General features: G+C 39.8%; 20 protein-coding genes. 8 read left to right on the forward strand and 12 right to left on the reverse strand.

Annotation, left to right across the window (positions count from 1 at the left end):
- The first annotated feature begins 64 nt into the window (after positions 1–64).
- The 4 genes from GLW08_RS05400 to GLW08_RS05415 all read left to right on the forward strand — a co-directional run bounded on the left by GLW08_RS05400 (position 65) and on the right by GLW08_RS05415 (position 2,840).
- Positions 65–796 carry an alpha/beta hydrolase gene (locus GLW08_RS05400; RefSeq protein ID WP_160847511.1) on the forward strand — a complete coding sequence of 244 codons (732 nt, stop codon included), beginning with the start codon at positions 65–67 and terminating at the stop codon, positions 794–796.
- Positions 797–969: 173 nt separating this feature from the next.
- Complete coding sequence (locus GLW08_RS05405; RefSeq protein WP_160847512.1) at positions 970–1,482, forward strand: YjcG family protein; 513 nt, start codon at positions 970–972, stop codon at positions 1,480–1,482.
- Positions 1,483–1,487: 5 nt separating this feature from the next.
- On the forward strand, positions 1,488–1,916 hold the full coding sequence (locus GLW08_RS05410) for a GNAT family N-acetyltransferase (protein WP_160847513.1): 429 nt from the start codon (positions 1,488–1,490) through the stop codon (positions 1,914–1,916).
- A 249-nt stretch (positions 1,917–2,165) separates the two neighbouring features.
- Positions 2,166–2,840 carry a DUF421 domain-containing protein gene (locus GLW08_RS05415; RefSeq protein ID WP_160847514.1) on the forward strand — a complete coding sequence of 225 codons (675 nt, stop codon included), beginning with the start codon at positions 2,166–2,168 and terminating at the stop codon, positions 2,838–2,840.
- 42 nt (positions 2,841–2,882) lie between these two features.
- On the opposite strand, the gene GLW08_RS05420 is transcribed toward GLW08_RS05415, so the two are convergent.
- From GLW08_RS05420 to GLW08_RS05440, 5 genes are all read right to left on the reverse strand, one after another.
- Positions 2,883–3,791: an MBL fold metallo-hydrolase gene (locus GLW08_RS05420; protein WP_160847515.1), complete on the reverse strand. Its 909-nt coding sequence runs from the start codon at positions 3,789–3,791 to the stop codon at positions 2,883–2,885.
- 24 nt (positions 3,792–3,815) lie between these two features.
- Entirely contained in the window at positions 3,816–4,124 is a 309-nt protein-coding gene (locus tag GLW08_RS05425) for a hypothetical protein (protein ID WP_160847516.1), read from the reverse strand.
- 264 nt (positions 4,125–4,388) lie between these two features.
- Entirely contained in the window at positions 4,389–4,613 is a 225-nt protein-coding gene (locus GLW08_RS05430; protein ID WP_237458312.1) for a hypothetical protein, read from the reverse strand.
- 189 nt (positions 4,614–4,802) lie between these two features.
- A complete protein-coding gene (locus GLW08_RS05435) occupies positions 4,803–5,147 on the reverse strand; it encodes a DUF1360 domain-containing protein (protein WP_160847517.1) in 345 nt (114 codons plus the stop codon).
- 270 nt (positions 5,148–5,417) lie between these two features.
- On the reverse strand, positions 5,418–5,660 hold the full coding sequence (locus tag GLW08_RS05440; RefSeq protein WP_160847518.1) for a hypothetical protein: 243 nt from the start codon (positions 5,658–5,660) through the stop codon (positions 5,418–5,420).
- 289 nt (positions 5,661–5,949) lie between these two features.
- On the opposite strand from GLW08_RS05440, the gene GLW08_RS05445 reads away from it, so the two are divergent.
- A complete protein-coding gene (locus GLW08_RS05445; RefSeq protein WP_160847519.1) occupies positions 5,950–6,426 on the forward strand; it encodes a CotY/CotZ family spore coat protein in 477 nt (158 codons plus the stop codon).
- A 76-nt stretch (positions 6,427–6,502) separates the two neighbouring features.
- Here the strand turns inward: GLW08_RS05445 and GLW08_RS05450 are convergent, their stop codons facing one another.
- The 4 genes from GLW08_RS05450 to mgtE form a co-directional block, all read right to left on the reverse strand.
- The gene (locus GLW08_RS05450; RefSeq protein WP_160847520.1) at positions 6,503–7,144 is read right to left on the reverse strand and encodes a CotO family spore coat protein; all 642 of its coding nucleotides are present in this window, start codon (positions 7,142–7,144) and stop codon (positions 6,503–6,505) included.
- Between the two features lie 428 nt (positions 7,145–7,572).
- A complete protein-coding gene (gene fabI / locus GLW08_RS05455; protein ID WP_160847521.1) occupies positions 7,573–8,349 on the reverse strand; it encodes an enoyl-ACP reductase FabI in 777 nt (258 codons plus the stop codon).
- A gap of 506 nt (positions 8,350–8,855) precedes the next feature.
- Positions 8,856–10,724: a monovalent cation:proton antiporter family protein gene (locus GLW08_RS05460; RefSeq protein WP_160847522.1), complete on the reverse strand. Its 1,869-nt coding sequence runs from the start codon at positions 10,722–10,724 to the stop codon at positions 8,856–8,858.
- An 18-nt stretch (positions 10,725–10,742) separates the two neighbouring features.
- Positions 10,743–12,116, reverse strand: coding sequence for a magnesium transporter (mgtE, locus tag GLW08_RS05465; RefSeq protein ID WP_160847916.1), 1,374 nt, complete (start codon positions 12,114–12,116; stop codon positions 10,743–10,745).
- 318 nt (positions 12,117–12,434) lie between these two features.
- Between mgtE and GLW08_RS05470 the strand changes: the two genes are divergently transcribed.
- Together GLW08_RS05470 and prpE are read left to right on the forward strand one after the other, a co-directional pair.
- A complete protein-coding gene (locus GLW08_RS05470) occupies positions 12,435–13,613 on the forward strand; it encodes an FtsW/RodA/SpoVE family cell cycle protein (RefSeq protein WP_160847523.1) in 1,179 nt (392 codons plus the stop codon).
- Positions 13,614–13,785: 172 nt separating this feature from the next.
- The gene (gene prpE / locus GLW08_RS05475) at positions 13,786–14,529 is read left to right on the forward strand and encodes a bis(5'-nucleosyl)-tetraphosphatase PrpE (protein WP_160847524.1); all 744 of its coding nucleotides are present in this window, start codon (positions 13,786–13,788) and stop codon (positions 14,527–14,529) included.
- 342 nt (positions 14,530–14,871) lie between these two features.
- On the opposite strand, the gene GLW08_RS05480 is transcribed toward prpE, so the two are convergent.
- The 3 genes from GLW08_RS05480 to GLW08_RS05490 are packed head-to-tail and all read right to left on the reverse strand — an operon-like array spanning position 14,872 to position 17,259.
- A complete protein-coding gene (locus GLW08_RS05480) occupies positions 14,872–15,771 on the reverse strand; it encodes an RluA family pseudouridine synthase (RefSeq protein ID WP_160847525.1) in 900 nt (299 codons plus the stop codon).
- Positions 15,772–15,792: 21 nt separating this feature from the next.
- Positions 15,793–16,593, reverse strand: a complete 801-nt coding sequence (locus tag GLW08_RS05485) for an NAD kinase (RefSeq protein WP_160847526.1) — start codon at positions 16,591–16,593, stop codon at positions 15,793–15,795.
- Between the two features lie 30 nt (positions 16,594–16,623).
- Complete coding sequence (locus GLW08_RS05490) at positions 16,624–17,259, reverse strand: GTP pyrophosphokinase (RefSeq protein ID WP_160847527.1); 636 nt, start codon at positions 17,257–17,259, stop codon at positions 16,624–16,626.
- Between the two features lie 172 nt (positions 17,260–17,431).
- Between GLW08_RS05490 and GLW08_RS05495 the strand changes: the two genes are divergently transcribed.
- Positions 17,432–18,004, forward strand: a complete 573-nt coding sequence (locus tag GLW08_RS05495; protein ID WP_160847528.1) for a CYTH domain-containing protein — start codon at positions 17,432–17,434, stop codon at positions 18,002–18,004.
- Positions 18,005–18,148 lie beyond the last annotated feature (144 nt).

An 18,148-nucleotide genomic window follows, 5' to 3' on the forward strand; every position in this document is an offset into this window, starting at 1 on the left:
TTTATGAAGTAAATATTAAGGGAAATGGGAAGGATAACTTCCTGTATTGATGAGGAGGTAGAAGATGGGCAGAGATGGAACAATGGTGGATCATACAATCGAAAGTAAATACTTAGAAGAATCTTTGACGGTGAAAATGTATAAGCCGTCCTCGTTCTCTCCTTTATACAAGTATCATATCTGTATTATGCAAGACGGGGATGACTACATGCAGCTCGGTCGAATTGCTACTCTTAGTGATCGCTATCATGAAGATCAATCCATTGAGAATACAATCTTTGTTGGTATTCACTACAATGACAAATATGATCGCCGTGAAAAATATCATCCCGACGGAAGTAAATTCACAGCTTACATGAAGTTTTTGGCTAATGAGGTTGTACCTTTATTAGACGAAGAGTTACCAACCTACCATATGGGAGGCTCGCGTTCATTAATGGGAGATTCTCTTGGTGGGACGATAGCACTAATGACAGCCATTAAGTATCCAAACACGTTTGGAAAAGTTATCATGCAATCACCATACGTTGATGAATACGTACTTAATCAAGTGGAACAGAGTAAAGAAGTATCCTCTATGGATATCTACCATACGATTGGGAATGAAGAAACGAATGTTCCAACAACAGACGGAGATCGTCAGGATTTCCTTACCCCAAACCGTAAGCTCAGGGATGTTTTAGAGAAAAAGTGTTCAAGCTATACGTACCACGAACTAGATGGTGAGCATACATGGAAATACTGGCAAAAAGACTTAAAACGTGTTCTTCCAACCATGTTCGGGCAAGGGGAGTAAGCAGTAGTTTTTTTTAATTTATACCAATTCGTTAGATGTCGAAAATTCAATAAAAAATCTAGAAGAATGATGTCAGAAAATTTGTTATAATAGATTCATTCCCTAAAACGCTTCACTTGCTTGAAGCATGGTAACGTTTACAACTCACACTATATATATCAGGAGGTTATAGGATGAAATATGGTATAGCAATCTTTCCATCAAAAGACATCCAAGATGTAGCTAATTCGTATCGGATGCGTTATGACCCTCATTACGCACTCATTCCACCACATATTACATTGAAGGAAGCGTTTGAGGAAGACGATGAAGACATCGAGAAAGTAGTTAAGGAACTCTCGGAAGTAGCAAAAGAAACAAATCCTTTCTCATTTGCTATTCGTAAGTTAAGTACTTTTTCTCCAGTAACAAATACTATTTATATGAAGGTAGAAGCAAGTGAAGAATTGCAGAACCTTCATGAACGACTAAATAGAACAGACATTCCAAAAGAGGATACATTTAATTTTGTACCTCATATTACCATTGCGCAAAAGCTATCAGATGATGAGCATTCTGATGTTTATGGCAGTCTACAAATGAAGAGTTTTGAATTTGAAGAGCGAATCGATCGTTTTCAATTGCTCTATCAATTAGATAATGGATCATGGACGGTATATGAAACCTTCCGTCTTGGAAAGGGTTAAGCCACGTGAACATTCAACAAACAACAACTGAACAACAAAAAAAGGACGCTTTTTTCGTTCGTCAAAAAGTGTTCGTTGAAGAACAACATGTATCGATGGAAGAAGAAATGGATCAATTCGACGACTATGCTAATCATTTTGTCGGTTATGAACACGATGCTCCCGTAGCTGCGAGTCGGCTTAGGTTTTTAGAAGAATACGGCAAGCTCGAGCGTATTGCTGTGCTGAAAGATTATCGTGGCAATTCATACGGAAAGCAAATGATTCTATTCATGGAAGACTTCGTAAAAGCGGAAGGTTACTCCAAAACCAAACTCAATGCTCAAACAAGAGCGATTAGATTTTATGAATCATTAGGCTACGAGGTTATTTCAGATGAGGAATTTATGGATGCCGGAATTCCCCATAAGACGATGACAAAATCGTTAAGCTAGTGTGTATTCCAATCAACAGAAATGAATAAAACCTAACATCGCATGTGATTTCTATAATGGAAATCACATGCGATTTTTCATGAGATTAGATATATTATTCAAAGTAGGTTAATTGTCGCAAAACATAGTGCCAGAACCCCCACTAGCCTTGTTTCGTTATATATTTCTCCATTCCTAATATTTTTTGTATAACTCCCTCGTCCTATGTCAATGATGGATGTATCAACAAAAAGAAAGGATGGGAGGAGAATGGTGTTTGGTCAGATTTTTGTGGAGACGTTAATCGGCTTTCTTTGCTTATTCGTACTAACCAAATTACTCGGTAAATCGCAAATCACTCAAATTACGGCCTTTGATTTTATTTCTGCTCTTGTTCTTGGGGAATTAGTTGGAAACGCTCTATATGATAAAGAAGTAGGAATCCCGCAAATTTTGTTTGCTGTATTCCTGTGGGGAATCTTGATTTACACTACGGAAATCATCACGCAAAAGGTGAAAAGAACACGCGCCTTGCTGGAAGGTAGTCCCACTATTATTATCTATAAGGGAAAACTCCAAAAAGAAAACTTAACTAAAGGGAAGTTAGATATTAATCAACTTCAACATTTATTACGTGCAAAAGATATTTTTTCATTAAAAGAGGTTGAATATGCCGTCTTAGAAACTAATGGTACCGTGTCCGTTTTGAAAAAATCCTTACAGCAACCAACGACACGGAATGACTTGAATTTGCAACCCGAAACCGTCCCCCTTCCTCGTAGCGTTATCACGGATGGGGAGGTTATATGGGATAACCTTCAAGAAGTTGGGCTGGATGAAGCATGGTTACTTGATCAACTCAAACAAGAACAGATTTCTTCACCGAAGGATGTTCTATATGCTGAATATAAAGAAGGAGAAGCATTGTATGTGGTCCCATACTAAGCTTCTCCTTCTTTGTTATATAGTGTGTGTAGGTTGAAAATATTACTTTTTTTCTTTTTCTTTAATGGTAAACATCCATCGATACTGATGAATTTGATACTCGATTTGTTCTTGTTTCAATAAAGCAATGAGATATGCTGTGATGGCTGTACGGAACAACAACCATTGGGATAACTGATTCACGGTTACCTTAAAGGTTTCACACATGTAAGCAATAATCTCTTCGTGACTTACAAATTCCTGTTCTTGAATGTACTGCTTCAACATGTGTAGGAGTTCATGGTGATAGGCAATATTCGCATCAACTGTTGGATGAAAATCCTCTTCAAATTGCCCATGACCTGGAACAGCACCATCACATCTAATATCTTTCAAGCGATATAGACTTTGAATGGCATGATAGGCATCTGTAAGGAATGGAATTTTATGTTTTATAAGTTGCTCCTCACTAAAGTAAGCATCTCCAGCATACAAACAATCATGAATAAGAATGCCCAATTGGTAATAGCTGTGCCCAGGTAGTAAGTATGTAGTGAAATGAAACCCATCTCGTTCATAAACACCTTCTTGTAGCACTTCATCTATAAAAATCGGTTTCCCTTCTAGAAATTTGTTTCGTAATTCTGGTACAGGATCATTCCCTCCAAATAAATAGAGAGGCTCTAAGGATGGATTGCGTAAGATTGCCTCTTCATAATAAGGAGCAAAGGTATATATAGAACGATCTTGTTGTAAGTAAGACCCACCACCATAATGGTCTGAGTGGGCATGGGTTATAAATAAGTGGGTTACAGGTAGAGCATGTTCATCTAAGTGATTCAGCACTTTCTTCATTGTTTGTGCATCAATACCAGTGTCAATGATCATGCCGGAATCGCCTTTATGGACGTAACCTATGTTCACCGCACCATGAAAATAGTAGCAATAGTCGTTGATTTGTTTAAATTGCATAAGGGTCTACTCCTTCGGCATTTTTTACACACTTTCGTTAAAATGCCGTCCAATTCCTGTTAAGTCAGAGTAAATTTTTTGTCCTTTTCCTGCGTGAGCTGTATTTGGTGTATAAATTTGACTAGGTTTTCGAGAAGTTTGTTGCTTCTCCAGCCGTTCTTCGTATTCTTGAAATTCTTTACGGTCTTCATCTCTTGGTTCGTTTTCACGCAAATTTTCCTCTAAGTCGAGCCTAAAGACAGGATCGACATGAAATGGATCTCGTTTCGGACTCTCAACACGTTCGCGGTAATCATTGTACTGATGATGCGCAATAGGTAAGATGTACCCCATAGTGTATTCCTCCTTATAAATATGATCCTTTATATTACCATTACCCGAATATTACTATAGTTATTCGCCTGAATTGCTTGTTTTCATAGGGATATACGCTAAAACAGGTCTAATGATGGAGCCGCTTACATTTATTATTCGCCTTTATCAGGCAAAAGTCCTTTTTCACGGTGCAGACCCCCACTCCTTTACAGTGGTAGCGCGGTATTAATGCGGGGGTCTAGCACCACAAAAAAGCTTCTTAAGTGCATGACTTAAGAAGCGTTACTCTTCCATTTTCTTCTCTAATTGCTTCATGGCGTTTTCGATGTCATCCATACTTTTTTTAAAGGAAGGTTGCCAATCGTCATGCCACTCGTTAAAATCTTTCTCAAATTTCGCGTGCTTTTTCTCAGGAAATTGAAGCCATTTTTCGTTTCGACCAAGGTGTTTATGAACATCATGAAACGGCTTCATCCAATGAGGTTCGAAGATTCGAATTCTCCCCATTATCGGTTATCCCTTTTTTTCTTACCGCAACCACAGCCACTTTTCTTTTTCAACGGTCTTGGAGAAACGCTTTTCTTTTGGATTGGCTGAGCTTTTTTCTGTATCTTCATCGACACTACCATCCTTTCTAGGAAAATGTATCTCTTTCTAGCATATGATGGTTCGCTTCATCTCGTATAGGTTGTTTCACTAACCGCGAGGAAAAATTGACATTAACAAAGAAGCTCCTCCGCTAATCGCAAAAATAATCCATAACGGAATAAGAATTGGTAGATACATAAACGTAAGTAACACAAGTGCCGATGCCCATACCCCAGTACACCAATGACAGCTTAATAATTCCCCAATAAACGCTTGTAGACCCTTCCCCTTTATCTCAATAAATTCTTCTTGCTCCCCACTATCGTTCTCCTTGACCACAATCCGATGAAAGGGACTCCTAATCCATTCCGTGATTGAATCATAAACCAATAAATTGGTGACTCGATAGCTGGCCAATACTAATAGTATGAAATCCATCCAATTGATCGACACAGACTCCCCTCCTCTTCTGTAGTTTATGTTTTAGAGGGGTGGAACTTGATTGTGTATTAACAAAAATTGCTGTATTAAATTCAGCTATATAACCTTTCACGTTGCTTTATATGAACGAAATTACTTATTGTCTTCTTATTTTATATAGAAAAGAATCATTCAGTATAAATCACTCTTTTTTCCAAAGAAAAAAACCCCAGAACACAATGTGTACTAGGATTAATAATGGTGAACATACGACTATGTGCCCGTATCCACCTATATTTCTATTTAGATCCAGGAAAACGGCGGACGTTGTTCGCCTTCGTTTTCTTCAGTTACTTCTTCTTTCTCTTCTGTTTCCGCCTCTTCTACTTCCATACGACGTGGGCCGAATAAGCTGTCAAATGGGTTACGACCATCACGGCGGTCATCTTTACGATCATCGTGACGGTCACGACGCGGCTCGATTACTACGTTATCTGCTTGAATGAGGACTTCATCGACTTTAATAACTCTTCTTTTCTCAGACATGCTGTTTACACTCCTTTTGGTGACTTAATCGATACTATCCTATGTGTTTCACCTATTTAGTGTATGGGCTTTGGCCCGGTTTCGTTAGAAAAACATAAGGTAACACACAATCGATAACCTCTCATATTTTAATAGTAATGGATTTAATTTTAGGTTTGAATCATGCGTTGTAATGTGTGCAACATGCATATCTTCAAAAAATACAGGCTAGAGCCCACACAAAAGGAAGTGCGGTACATATTCTATTAAAGACAATTAAGTCAATTCACCAAGAAAGGGGTAATGACACATGGGTTGTGGCAAAAAGTTTGATAGTGGAGATTGCGTAAGAGACATCCTTAAAGAGATTGTAGCTGCACAAAATGATATAGCAGATGATGTTTGCGATTCAAGTTGCGAACAATCAATTAATGATCTATTAGGAGATACTGGGGGTAACAATGGTCTAGATACTGTTCCTGTTCTTCTATATTGTAAAGACTGCAAACCTTTCAAAGGGTTCGGAGCACTTCGTGGAAACGGTCGTGGTAGTGTTGGAGAACTAATGTGCAGCTTCTTCTTCCGTGTAAACGAAGTAGATGATGACTGCGCACTTCTTGAGCTACTTGTTTCTGATGATCATGATGATCACGGTCATAAAGATAAACACGAATCCCCAAAATGCCAAGACATCAGTGATTTAAGAGCAACCGGAATCTGTATCACAGTGGACCTTGACTGTTTCTGTCATATTACTTGTCTTCCAGCTATCAACGCTATCCGTTAATCAACCTAAAAAGCCAGTCTCCCATAAAAGGAGCTGGCTTTTTTGTTTTGATGTAGGAAAACCGCATATGGAGCTTTTAAAATCCTCGCAACACAATATCTTTAATAGATTCAAACGGAAGTTCTACACGAAATGGTCGTTGAAGAATCTTCATGTGTACTATTCCATCTTGATAGTCCTGAATCCAACCTCGATATGATTTTTCTTCTGTCATTACTTCACATTTCATTCGTGGAACTTGAGATGGAAGGTTCACAAAATAATCAACTTTTTCTTCTAAATCCATTTCCTTAAAGCGACTCCGGCGTTTCCGATTGGATAAGGAGCTGTTATTATTTTCTTCAGATTGTGGCTTCTCTTCTTCATCGAGGACTTCTTCTGCTTCTACATCTTCAAACTGTTTTTTTGTTTCCTGGGGTTCAAATGTTGCATCAACCTTACCTTCATCCACTTCTACACCCAATGTATTCTCTTCTTGTCCTTGGGTGGAGTCATCCATATCAAATGCTAAGTCAAATCTACGACGTCGTTTTCGCTCTGATGTAGCCTTTATGGTTTCTGTTTGTACTTCTTTAGTACTTCCTGAATCTGATGGTTTCAGTTCTTGCTTTTTCCGCTCAGAGCGATAGGACGATTGCATTTTAGGCTCGCTACTTTGGAAGTCAGGTTGGGTGATGTAAAGCATCGGCTTTTTGTTCTTCCTTTTCCTTTGTGCCATTCTATACACTCCCCTATCTACATGATTATTCCTTACATTATATGCAGTAGAGTAAGAAATGTGCCCATTTTTTCTATTACACTCACCCTTTTGGATTATGTAGGACTATTTACATAAACTTTACAAATCATTGAGTCGCACTTTACCTTTGTTATTTATACTAGAATAGTGAGATATTCTCCTTATTTTGACACGTCTTGGGTGAAAATGGACATACCACATGTCCACTCTGTCATTTCATTAACCGAGGTCAACGAATTCATCACTCATATCTAATGTAGAGGCTTTAGCATGGTGAACCTTTCTAAAGAGAGAATTTGCTTAAGGTTCTGAGAAAAGGCATAGAAAGCTAGACATCTACAAGCCATTATTCATATAAAAAACCCGCACAATATTTTTGAAATGTGCGGGTTTTTATATCTATTCTGTTAACGTCCAATAATATGGAAGCCAGAATCAACGTGGATGATTTCGCCCGTTACACCACGTGAAATATCACTTAATAGGAAGTATGCTGTATCGCCAACTTCATCCTGGGTTGTTGGACGACGCAACGGAGCACGCTCTTCGATATCTTTTAGGATAGAGTTGAAGTCGCCAACACCTTTAGCGGATAGAGTACGAATCGGCCCTGCTGAAATTGCATTCACACGGATGCTATGTTGGCCAAGGCTCTCTGCCAAGTACTTCACACTAGCATCCAAGCTTGCTTTTGCAACTCCCATAACGTTATAGTTCGGCACAACTCGCTCTCCTCCAAGATACGTAAGCGTGACAATGCCTCCGCCTTCTGACATAAGTGGCTGTGCAGCTCTTGCCACTGCAGTAAGGGAATACGAGCTAATGTTGTGAGCAGTTAGGAAGCCGTCACGGCTCGTGTTTAAGAAATCGCCCTTCAACTCATCTTTATTCGCGAATGCGATACAATGTGCAAGCCCATGGATTGTACCTACATCGTTTTGGATTTGTTGGAACGTTTCCGTAATACTCTCATCATCTGTCACATCACACTGATAGAACAAAGCATCTTGTCCTTCCAATGATGCTGCTAGATCACGAACTGATTTTTCAAAACGCTCTGCTGCATACGTGAAAATTAGACGCGCTCCAGCGTTATGAAGTGACTGAGCAATACCCCAAGCAATACTACGCTTATTTGCAACACCCATAACTACATATGTACGACCTTCTAATGAAAAATTCATCTTTCGCCCTCCTCAGAGTTATTTTTTCAAAGGTGAGAATTAGTATTTGTTATTAGTACCTGATACTATTTTAAACGAACCCACCATGAAAGACAAGAGATATGGTAGTGACCCTTATTACAGTATATCCTATATGAATGTGATTACACTTGGATTTGATTGTTGGGGATGAGGATTACTAGTGAGGGGTTGGTGCTAAGCTTGCCTTTTTAGAGAAGAATCCCCACACTTCCGAGCGAGATCAAGAATTTAGGATCGACTGCCATTTTCCCTACAAAATCCCCACAAAAACATCGCTACTTTTCCTACTTCAGAGCAAAATTTTGATTTTCAGAGCAACTTTTTTCATTTCGGAGCAAGGTTTAAAATTTCCGAGCAAACACTCATTCAGGGAGCCTGAAATACACAGCTGCGTCCCTCCATCCACAGCCTCTCAAAATCCCCACTCTCCTCCCAAACAAAAAGCACGCCCCCAAAAAGGGCGTGCTTCCGAACAATCAACTTATTTAGCACATCTCGCAGAACTCAAGATCCATGCGCAATTCTTCCACGTATTCTGAAGAGCCGGTCACAATCAAACGGTCGTCCATTTTCAGTTCGGTATCGCCATGTGGTACGATGGAATCTTTATCACGGAAGATCCGAACCATGATCACATCTCCTGTGAAAGGGAAGTTGCGTAAATACATACCATCGTACCTTGGATTGTTCATGTTGATTTGGTATAGCTGGCTTTCTTGTTTTGTTAATAGATCGACTGAGTTTGGTGCGACAATCATCGCCTTTAATAGTGCTTTGGAGGATAGGAATACAGAGAACACTTCTACTCCATAAGCTTTCAATTCATTATTTAACTCAGATGTTTCGGCACGGGCGATGACACGTTCAACGCCTCGATCTTTTGCATATTTTGCAATGACAGCATTTTGTTGTTCGTCCCCGGTGGAAACGACAAGAACATCGACATCAAAAATGCCTTGTCCGTGGAGGTCGTCGACATCGTAACTCTCAACATCATTGATTTCAAAGCAAGAGTTGGAGATCCGTTCATCAACTTTCTCTACTTTCGTGTGATACAGATGAGTTTCATATAGCTTCGGATCTAACTCTCGAACAACTGGTAGCGTCATTCGATTGGAACCAATAAAGGAGACGGTATAATTATATTCTGTTTCTTCCTCGTCCTGATTGTATAGTTTCTTGAAGATAACCGGTGCAATCAGACATGAGATAACGGAAACGAGGATCAATGCCCCTTCCATTCTCGTAGTAATCAGCCCCATTTCTTCACCAATGGTTGCAGCTGCAATTACTAGAGAAAGTTTGGCTGTTAAGATCGATCCGCTAGCGAAGACTTCTTTCCAGGAGTACCAGCGTCTTAGCATTAAAGAAGGTACCATCTTAGCAATGACCAAGGCTAAAAATAGTAGCGGCATCAATAGCAAGATTTTTGAATCCTGGAATAGCGTTGGAATATCTATGCCGACCCCAACCATTACAAAGAAGATTGGAATCAAGAAGCCATAGCCGAAGCTGTCCAGACGCTTGACCATCTCTTGATTTGGTGAAAGGAGTGCGACTATAACACCAGCAAGGAAAGCACCGAGAATGTTTTCTGCTCCAACTGTTTCAGAGATCCCTACGAGCACCATAATGATGGTAAAAATCGCTCGTGTGTCAATTTGGACTGTTCCTTTTGACATCGTTTGAACGAATGATTGCTCACGAAATCTCTTTCCAACGAAATAAATCAATACGCCCGCTCCAAATAAAATGAGCAGTAGCCACATGCTTCCACTCTCTTCGCCTCCGTAAATAGAAACGAAAACAGCTAATAGAATCATTGTGGTTAAGTCAGCAATAACGGTAACGAGCAATACGATTTGCCCGATATGGGTTTTCATCATCCCTGCGTCCTTAAGCGTTGGTACGACAACCCCTAGAGAAATGGTGGAGATAATCAGTGTCATAAGGAAGACGTTATCAATAAAATCAAATACAACAAATAGATACGACATCCCTAAAGATAACAGCAAAATTACAACGAACATCGAAGAGGCTATTTTCAACGGATTAGGGGCAAAATTCCCTTTCGCGGTCTTTTCCTTTTTCTGTCCTCCTGCAAATGCTGAGAAGTCTATTTCAAGTCCACTTAGGAACATTAAGAAGATAAAGCCTAATGTTGATAAGGTTTCCAACCACATACCGGATTCAATGAGGTCGAAACCACTTTTTCCGATAATCAATCCTACGATAATTTCAGCTACGACAATTGGTACTGTTCGAAGCTTAAATCGATGCAGCAGAATAGGAGTAATAAAAGCGGCTAGGATAACTATCACTAGCGATGTTACAGATGCGGAACCGTGTTCCATACACTTTCCCCTCCTTTATTATGAATTCAAGAGATGTAAACTTAAGAATGTGGTCGCCATTCCTAAATAAATTAAAATGGATATAATGTCATTAATCGTTGTAATAAACGGACCAGAGGCAACTGCTGGATCAATATTAAGCCTGTGCATCACAAGAGGTACGATAGCACCAGCAAGTGTAGCGACAATTAAAGCTGCCATAATGGAAATACCAACAAGCATACCAAGGAAAATATTACCTTGCCATAAAAAGACAATAATCGTAATGAGAATTCCACAAATCGTTCCCGTAATCAATCCTGTACCTGCTTCTCGCATCACGAGTTTTAGAATGCCATCTTTTTCATGGTCACCTGTAGCTAGTCCACGAACAGCTACCGCTAATGCTTGTGTGCCTGTATTACCTGCCATGCCGGCAATAAGTGGGATAAATACCGCTAGTATTGCTACCTGATTTAATGTCGCTTCAAAGCGCCCCATTAAGGAAGCAGTCATCATACCTAAAAATAGCAGAATGACCAGCCATGGCAACCGTTTCTTGGCAGCTGCAAAGGCATTCTCATCCGGACGATCTAAGTCAGATACACCGGCAAGTTTGGAATAGTCATCGCTTGCCTCTTCTTCCATAACGTCCATAATATCGTCGACAGTAATAATTCCAAGTAGATGATTTTGAAAATCAACCACAGGAAGGGCAAGGAAATCGTAATCACGCATCAGGCGTGCAACTTCTTCCTGGTCTTCCCCTACTTGGACAGAAACGACACGATCACTCATTACTTCTGCAATAAGCCAATCATCTTCTGCAATGATAAGGTCTCGAAGTGAGATAACACCAACTAAATGCTTATCCTCATCAATCACGAATATATAGTAAATTGTTTCAGCATCAGGCGCTTCCTTACGTAAATGCAGCATGGCTTCTCGTACAGTTTGATTGGCATTGATGACCACAAATTCGGTCGTCATGATACTACCAGCTGTTTTTTCCTCATAGTATAAAAGTTCTTTAATATCAGATGCCGCTTCCTTGTCCATAATCGTCAAGAAGCTGGCTACTTTATTCTTGTCTAATTCATTCAAAATATCTGCAGCATCATCCGTTGAGATTTCAGCAAGGACTTGAGCCGCAAATCGAGGATCCATTTCCGTAAAATAATCCTCTATTTCTTCAATATCAATATGCTCCATAACCTCAGCAATTTCTTCAGGCGAGAGGTACGTATAAATTTGCATTCGTACATCCGTATCTTGTTCTTCAAATATTTTTGCTTGGTCGTATGGATGCATTTCTAGAAATTCAGCACGAAATTGATCAATCTTATCTTGAAACAACGCATCCTGAATTTTCCCCCAAAGTTCTCTACGTTCATCTTCTTCAAGGTATTCCATCATAAATCCCTCCTCATCGCCTAAAATGAAATGGTAATAGATGCTTCTATCTGCATTCTGTTCCATATTAGATGTTCGAATTTGACCGTTTCATAGTAAGGGTCAAGATGGCTTTTGTCAACGAATGTTATTTAGATTTATCATAGATTTCATCTTATCTACTATTATAAGAAAGGAAATTCTTAAAAAATGGCATAGAATAGTGTACACTTTTCATTGTGCTTACTTTTTAATCGTATCCTATTAGGAAATGGATTGCTCCCTTTTTGTTTGAAACGTAAATGGGAACACATCCTCTATAGAAGAAAGGGATCATCTATGAATCAAAAAAACCAAGGCTTTAACATAGATTTTACGTTAATTTTTATTATACTCTTATTGGCTGCTGTTAGCTTATTCTCACTTTATACAATTGAACCGACGTTACCTTCTAAGTATGATGGCTCTAACTTTTTAATGAAGCAAACGCAATGGTACATACTTGGCACCATCTTAGTGGTCTCAGTCATGTTTATTGATTATGACCGCTTCCGACAATTCGCATGGGTCATTTATGGTTTTGGTGTGATGATGTTACTCATGCTTGAACTACACATCCCTGGTTTTCTTGTCCATTCAAACAATGGTGCTACAAGTTGGTTTAAGTTCCCATTCGGGACCGTACAACCCGGGGAATTTATGAAAGTATTTCTTGTTATCATTCAAAGTCATTTAATTGCCCGTCACCATGAAAAGAGACCCGATTATCAAAGTGTTAAATATGATTTATGGTTGTTAGCTAAATTAATTGGTGTTGCACTGCCTCCTATGGCACTTATCGCCAAGCAGCCTGACCTTGGTACGTTTCTTGTTATGGCTGCCATAACAGGAGCTCTTATTCTCGTTTCCGGTATTCGCTGGCGTATCCTATTAACTATTCTTGGAATTATCGCTATTTCTGCAGCAGCGTTCGTAACCATTTATCTACTGTTTCCACTTGCTATGGAGCAATTTTTAACAGAATCCGATTTTGGTCACGTAACAGGCCGGTTTTATGGCTGGCTTCAACCTGAGAAGTACGAAGATTTCGGTTATCAGTTAACAAAAGCGATGATGGCGATTGGCTCCGGTCAATTAATCGGTAAAGGTGTCATGGGGATGCAATCATTAAACATTCCCGAACGCCATACAGACATGATCTTCACAGCCATCGCAGAGCAATTTGGTTTCCTTGGAGCAAGTGTTGTTGTGACATTGTTTTTTTTACTCATTTATCGAGTTATTTCCACAGCTCTAGAAAGTAATGACCAATTTGGTAGTTATTTATGTGTCGGCATCATCGGACTGTTCACGTACCAAATATTCCAGAATATCGGCATGTCTATTCAACTGCTACCAATAACAGGACTTCCCCTCCCTTTTCTTAGTTACGGCGGAAGTTCCTTACTGACCTACATGCTCGCCATAGGATTAGTATTAAACGTTCGCTTTCGAACGAAAACCTATATGTTTGATTAGAGGAAAGGGTGGATACGCTAAAATAGCGACCACCCTTTTTTTGAACAAAAGCGCAAGTGTCCTTCTATTAGTGCAAAAAACACGAAGCTGTAGGTGCTAAAGCTCTAAGCAGCCTTTAATGTTATTCACGAGTGAAAATCTTGATGATATAGATAGCCCAAGGAGGAATTATATGAAAGTTGATATCATTGGTGATGTTCATGGTTGTTTTAATGAGTTATTTACATTATTTCAAAAGCTAGGCTACACAATTAAAGACGGTGTGCCTGAACATGAGGATGGGCGTACACCCATCTTTGTCGGAGATTTACCTGATCGGGGTCCCGAATCGTTAAAAGTCATTCACTTTGTATATGAACTTGTCGTAAAGCACCAAAGAGGTCATTATGTACCAGGGAACCACGACAATAAATTGTACCGCTTTTTCAAAGGGAATAATGTACAACAAAAACATGGGCTAGAAACAACGGTTGCCGAATATGAAGCGCTCCCATCTGATCAACAGGAAAAAATTAAACAACGGTTTATGGAGCTTTATGAGCATTCCCCTTTGTATCATGTACTCCCAGAAGCCAACCTGGTTGTCGCTCATGCTGGCATCCGTGAAGATATGATTGGACATGAGGATAAAAAAGTCCATACCTTTGTGCTATATGGAGATATAACGGGAGAATTCCACGAAAACGGTATGCCTGTTCGTCGTGATTGGGCAGGAGAATACGGAGGAGATCGGTGGATTGTGTATGGTCATACTCCAGTACGAACACCCCGCTTCAAAAATAAAACGGTCAATATCGATACTGGCTGTGTATTTGGTGGAGCCTTGTCAGCATTCCGACTTCCAGAAGAAGAAATCATTTCCGTTCCATCAAAGCAACCTGAAGTACCAGAGAAATTTCGAACATTTGATGATTAAGAACAAAAGCTCAGGGCGTCCGTTAAGCGACGTATGTGTTTCGGCCTAAACGACATAGGTTGGTTCGATGTTGCTACGTGATGTAGCGACTTTAATCGAACTTCACCTGATTCCGCGGGAGATAAAGGAAACACGAAAACATGCGTGAGTCGATGTTAACTTATCGTATGGAGGCGCGCGGGAAGCATACTAGTCGCTGGGAGCTGGACGTGGCTCACAACCTCAAACCCGTTTATAATTTCCTAGACGACAATATATCACATGCCCTCGCTTAGCGACGTATGGACTTAACGTCCAATAAATACATTTTTGTACATTTTAAAATGGCCGACTCATTAGGAGTCAGCCTTCTTTACATATTTCACGCTTATCTCTAATAAGCCCAGCCATATCCTCAGGCATCCCCGAATTCACTCGTATTTCCTCCCCACTCATTGGGTGAGGAAATACGAGTGAAGTACAATGTAAAGCCTGTCTTTCTATCAGGTCGCGCTTCCCACCATATAAGTCATCCCCAAGTAGAGGATGACCTAGATAGCTAAAATGAACACGGATTTGATGGGTGCGCCCTGTTTCCAAACGAACATCCACGAGAGAATAGTCTTGAGTCTCTACTTCTACTTTGTAATGAGTAATTGCCTCTCGCCCGTCAGGAGTTACCTTTCGCTCAATAAGGGAATCGTAGTTTCTTCCTATTGGGGCAGTTATGGTTCCTTTTCGATCAGCTAGCGCCCCAGTAACGATGGCTTTATACGTACGGCGAATCTCACCCTTTTCTTGCTTGGAAGACAAGATTGAGTGAGCAAGTCGATGCTTAGCAATTAGGACAATACCTGATGTATCGACGTCCAATCTCGTAACGACATGGACGGTATAGGAAATGTTCTTTTTGTTGTAATATGAAATGATCCGATTCGACAATGTATCCTCCAAGTGATGGATAGAAGGTATTGTGGCAAGCCCTGCAGGTTTGTGTAACACCAGTACATCAGCATCCTCATATAACACTACAATTGGACGATCAACAGGATGTAGGTGAGGCCCTCGTTCTTCAGCAGGGAAATGTAGTTCTAGCACATCCCCCTCCTTTAATCTCGCTTTGACACTAACAGGTTCCTCGTTCAAAAGGATTGCCCCGTCAAATTTCACCACTTTCACCATGCTACGTGAAAATGCTCGTACGCTGTGAAGATAGTTACGTACGAGCATCCCTTCTTGTTGTTTGGTAATGGTCCACTTCACGTCCAGTGCACCTCGCTTCTTTTATTCATCATCCGCTACGAAAGAATCATGTACTCGTTTCCAGAACGGGAAGGGACGAAAACGCGCAAAACGTACTTTTTCTTTCGCCACTCTGCACTGAATGGACTTCACATCAGCATAGCGGCGTGTTATGTGGTCTAGTGTGATTAAAAAGCTCTTTTCATGCTTTGGCTTTAACATGCATGTATGATGCTTCGGTAAAATCAGTGGTGACCCAATCGTACGGAAGACACGGTTGTTAATGGATGCCATCTCCGCAATCTGAATCGCTTCTAGTGAAGGGTGAATGATCGCTCCACCTAAGGCCTTATTATAGGCAGTACTACCAGATGGAGTCGAAATACATAGTCCATCTCCACGGAACGTTTCAAAATGTTCCCCTTTTATTTCAACATCGAGCACCACGGAACCTTCTGCCGTTTTCACGGAGCATTCATTTAAGGCTAGAAAACGATCCTCTGGTTCGTCCCCTTTAGGTCGAATTGTAATTTCTAATAACGGATATTCGACTACCTGAAACGGGGTACGAGCCACTTCGATAATTAACTTTTCGAGTTCCTTCGGCATCCAATCCGCATAAAAGCCTAAATGACCGGTATGTACACCAATAAATGCTGTCTTATCTAGGCGGTGTATATACGTGTGGAACGCTTCTAAAAGCGTCCCATCCCCACCTATTGAAATAACCAAATCAGGTTCATCCTCATCGATGACAAGGTTAAATTCGGTTAAATAATTTTTCATTTTAGCTAAAATTTCATCGGAGACAGAATCGCCTTTGGAAGTAAGCGCAAACTTCATAATAGAAGAAACCTCCCTTTTATTTACACGTTAGGATTTGTCAGTTGGTTCATTATCATTCTTTTTCCTGAAAATAGCTTGTGCTTCTTGGATCTCATTGCGTATTTTGGACATTTCTTCATCTAATTGAAAGGCAGCTTCAGCTGCTTTCTTCAAGCGCGCTTTCACCTCAATTGGAATTTGTCCACTATACTTATAATTTAAAGAATGTTCATTCGTCGCCCAGAAATTCATGGCGAGTGTACGAATTTGAACTTCAGCAAGCAATTTCTTTTCCCCCTGTATGGTTTCCACGGGATATTCAATAATAACATGATAGGAACGGTATCCGCTTTCTTTCTTTTTGCTAACATAATCTTTCTCTTCGATAATATCAAAGTCTTTGCGCTGTCGAAGCATACCTACTACTGTATAAATATCATCGACAAATTGGCAAACGACTCGAAGTCCTGCAATATCTTGTATTTCATCTTCAAGATCGGGGTAAGCAATATTTCGCTCTCTTGTTTTTGCTAATATACTCTGTATTGGTTTCACCCGACCTGTTACAAATTCAATAGGGGAATGTGTGGAACCATACTCATATTGGGCTCGCATTCCCTTTAACTTCACCTTTAATTCATCAACAGCTTGATTATAAGGTGCCAAAAACATTTCCCAATTCATATCTATCAAGCACCACCTTTAAACGTAACAACAGCGCGTCATCAAGTTGCTTCACATGATGATTACTGCGCTTTTATTGTATCATAAAATAGGGAAATGGATAATGATTGCAATCTTTACAAATGTCATCAATAATAGAATCGACCCATTTTAGATAGATGGAGGTATAAAAATGTCTCAAGAAATTGAAATAGAATTCAAAAACTTACTAGAAGAAAACGAATATGAACAACTTGCTCAAACCTTACCTTTCCAAAAGGAACAACGTTTTAGTCAGACGAATTATTACTTTGAAACAAATTCCTTCGATTTGCGTGAAAAGAAATGCGCCCTTCGTATTCGCAAAAAAAATGATACGTGGACGGCAACCCTAAAAGAACCTCACCCAAAAGGACTTCTTGAAACGCACGATACGTTAACAGAAGAAGAAGCACAGGGATGGATGAATAATGAACCTGCTCCTGCTCCAAACATTAAGGACCGACTTGCTAATTTTGGCATTGACTTCTCCTCTCTTCAATTCAAAGGTGCTTTGACGACAGAACGTATGGAGACAGAATACATGGATACCCTTATTGTATTAGACCGCAGTCACTATAATAATGTAACGGATTATGAGTTTGAGTTAGAAGCAAAGGAAAAACAACATGGACAAACTGTCTTCAAAGACATTCTTCATCAATTTGATATACCAGAACGTGAGACACCAAATAAAATTAAACGATTCTTCCAATCTGTAACATAAACAGATTTGTTGAGTTTTGGAAGCTAGCGTTGCTACAATAAGGAAAAGATACATGATGAAGGCACCATAAAGGGATTACGTGTGACAGGCTTAAGTTTGTCAACGCTTTCACCATGAACTAAATTTACTACGAATTAGTCTTAT

The sequence above is a fragment of the Pontibacillus yanchengensis genome (assembly GCF_009856295.1).
GTDB lineage: Bacteria > Bacillota > Bacilli > Bacillales > BH030062 > Pontibacillus > Pontibacillus yanchengensis_A.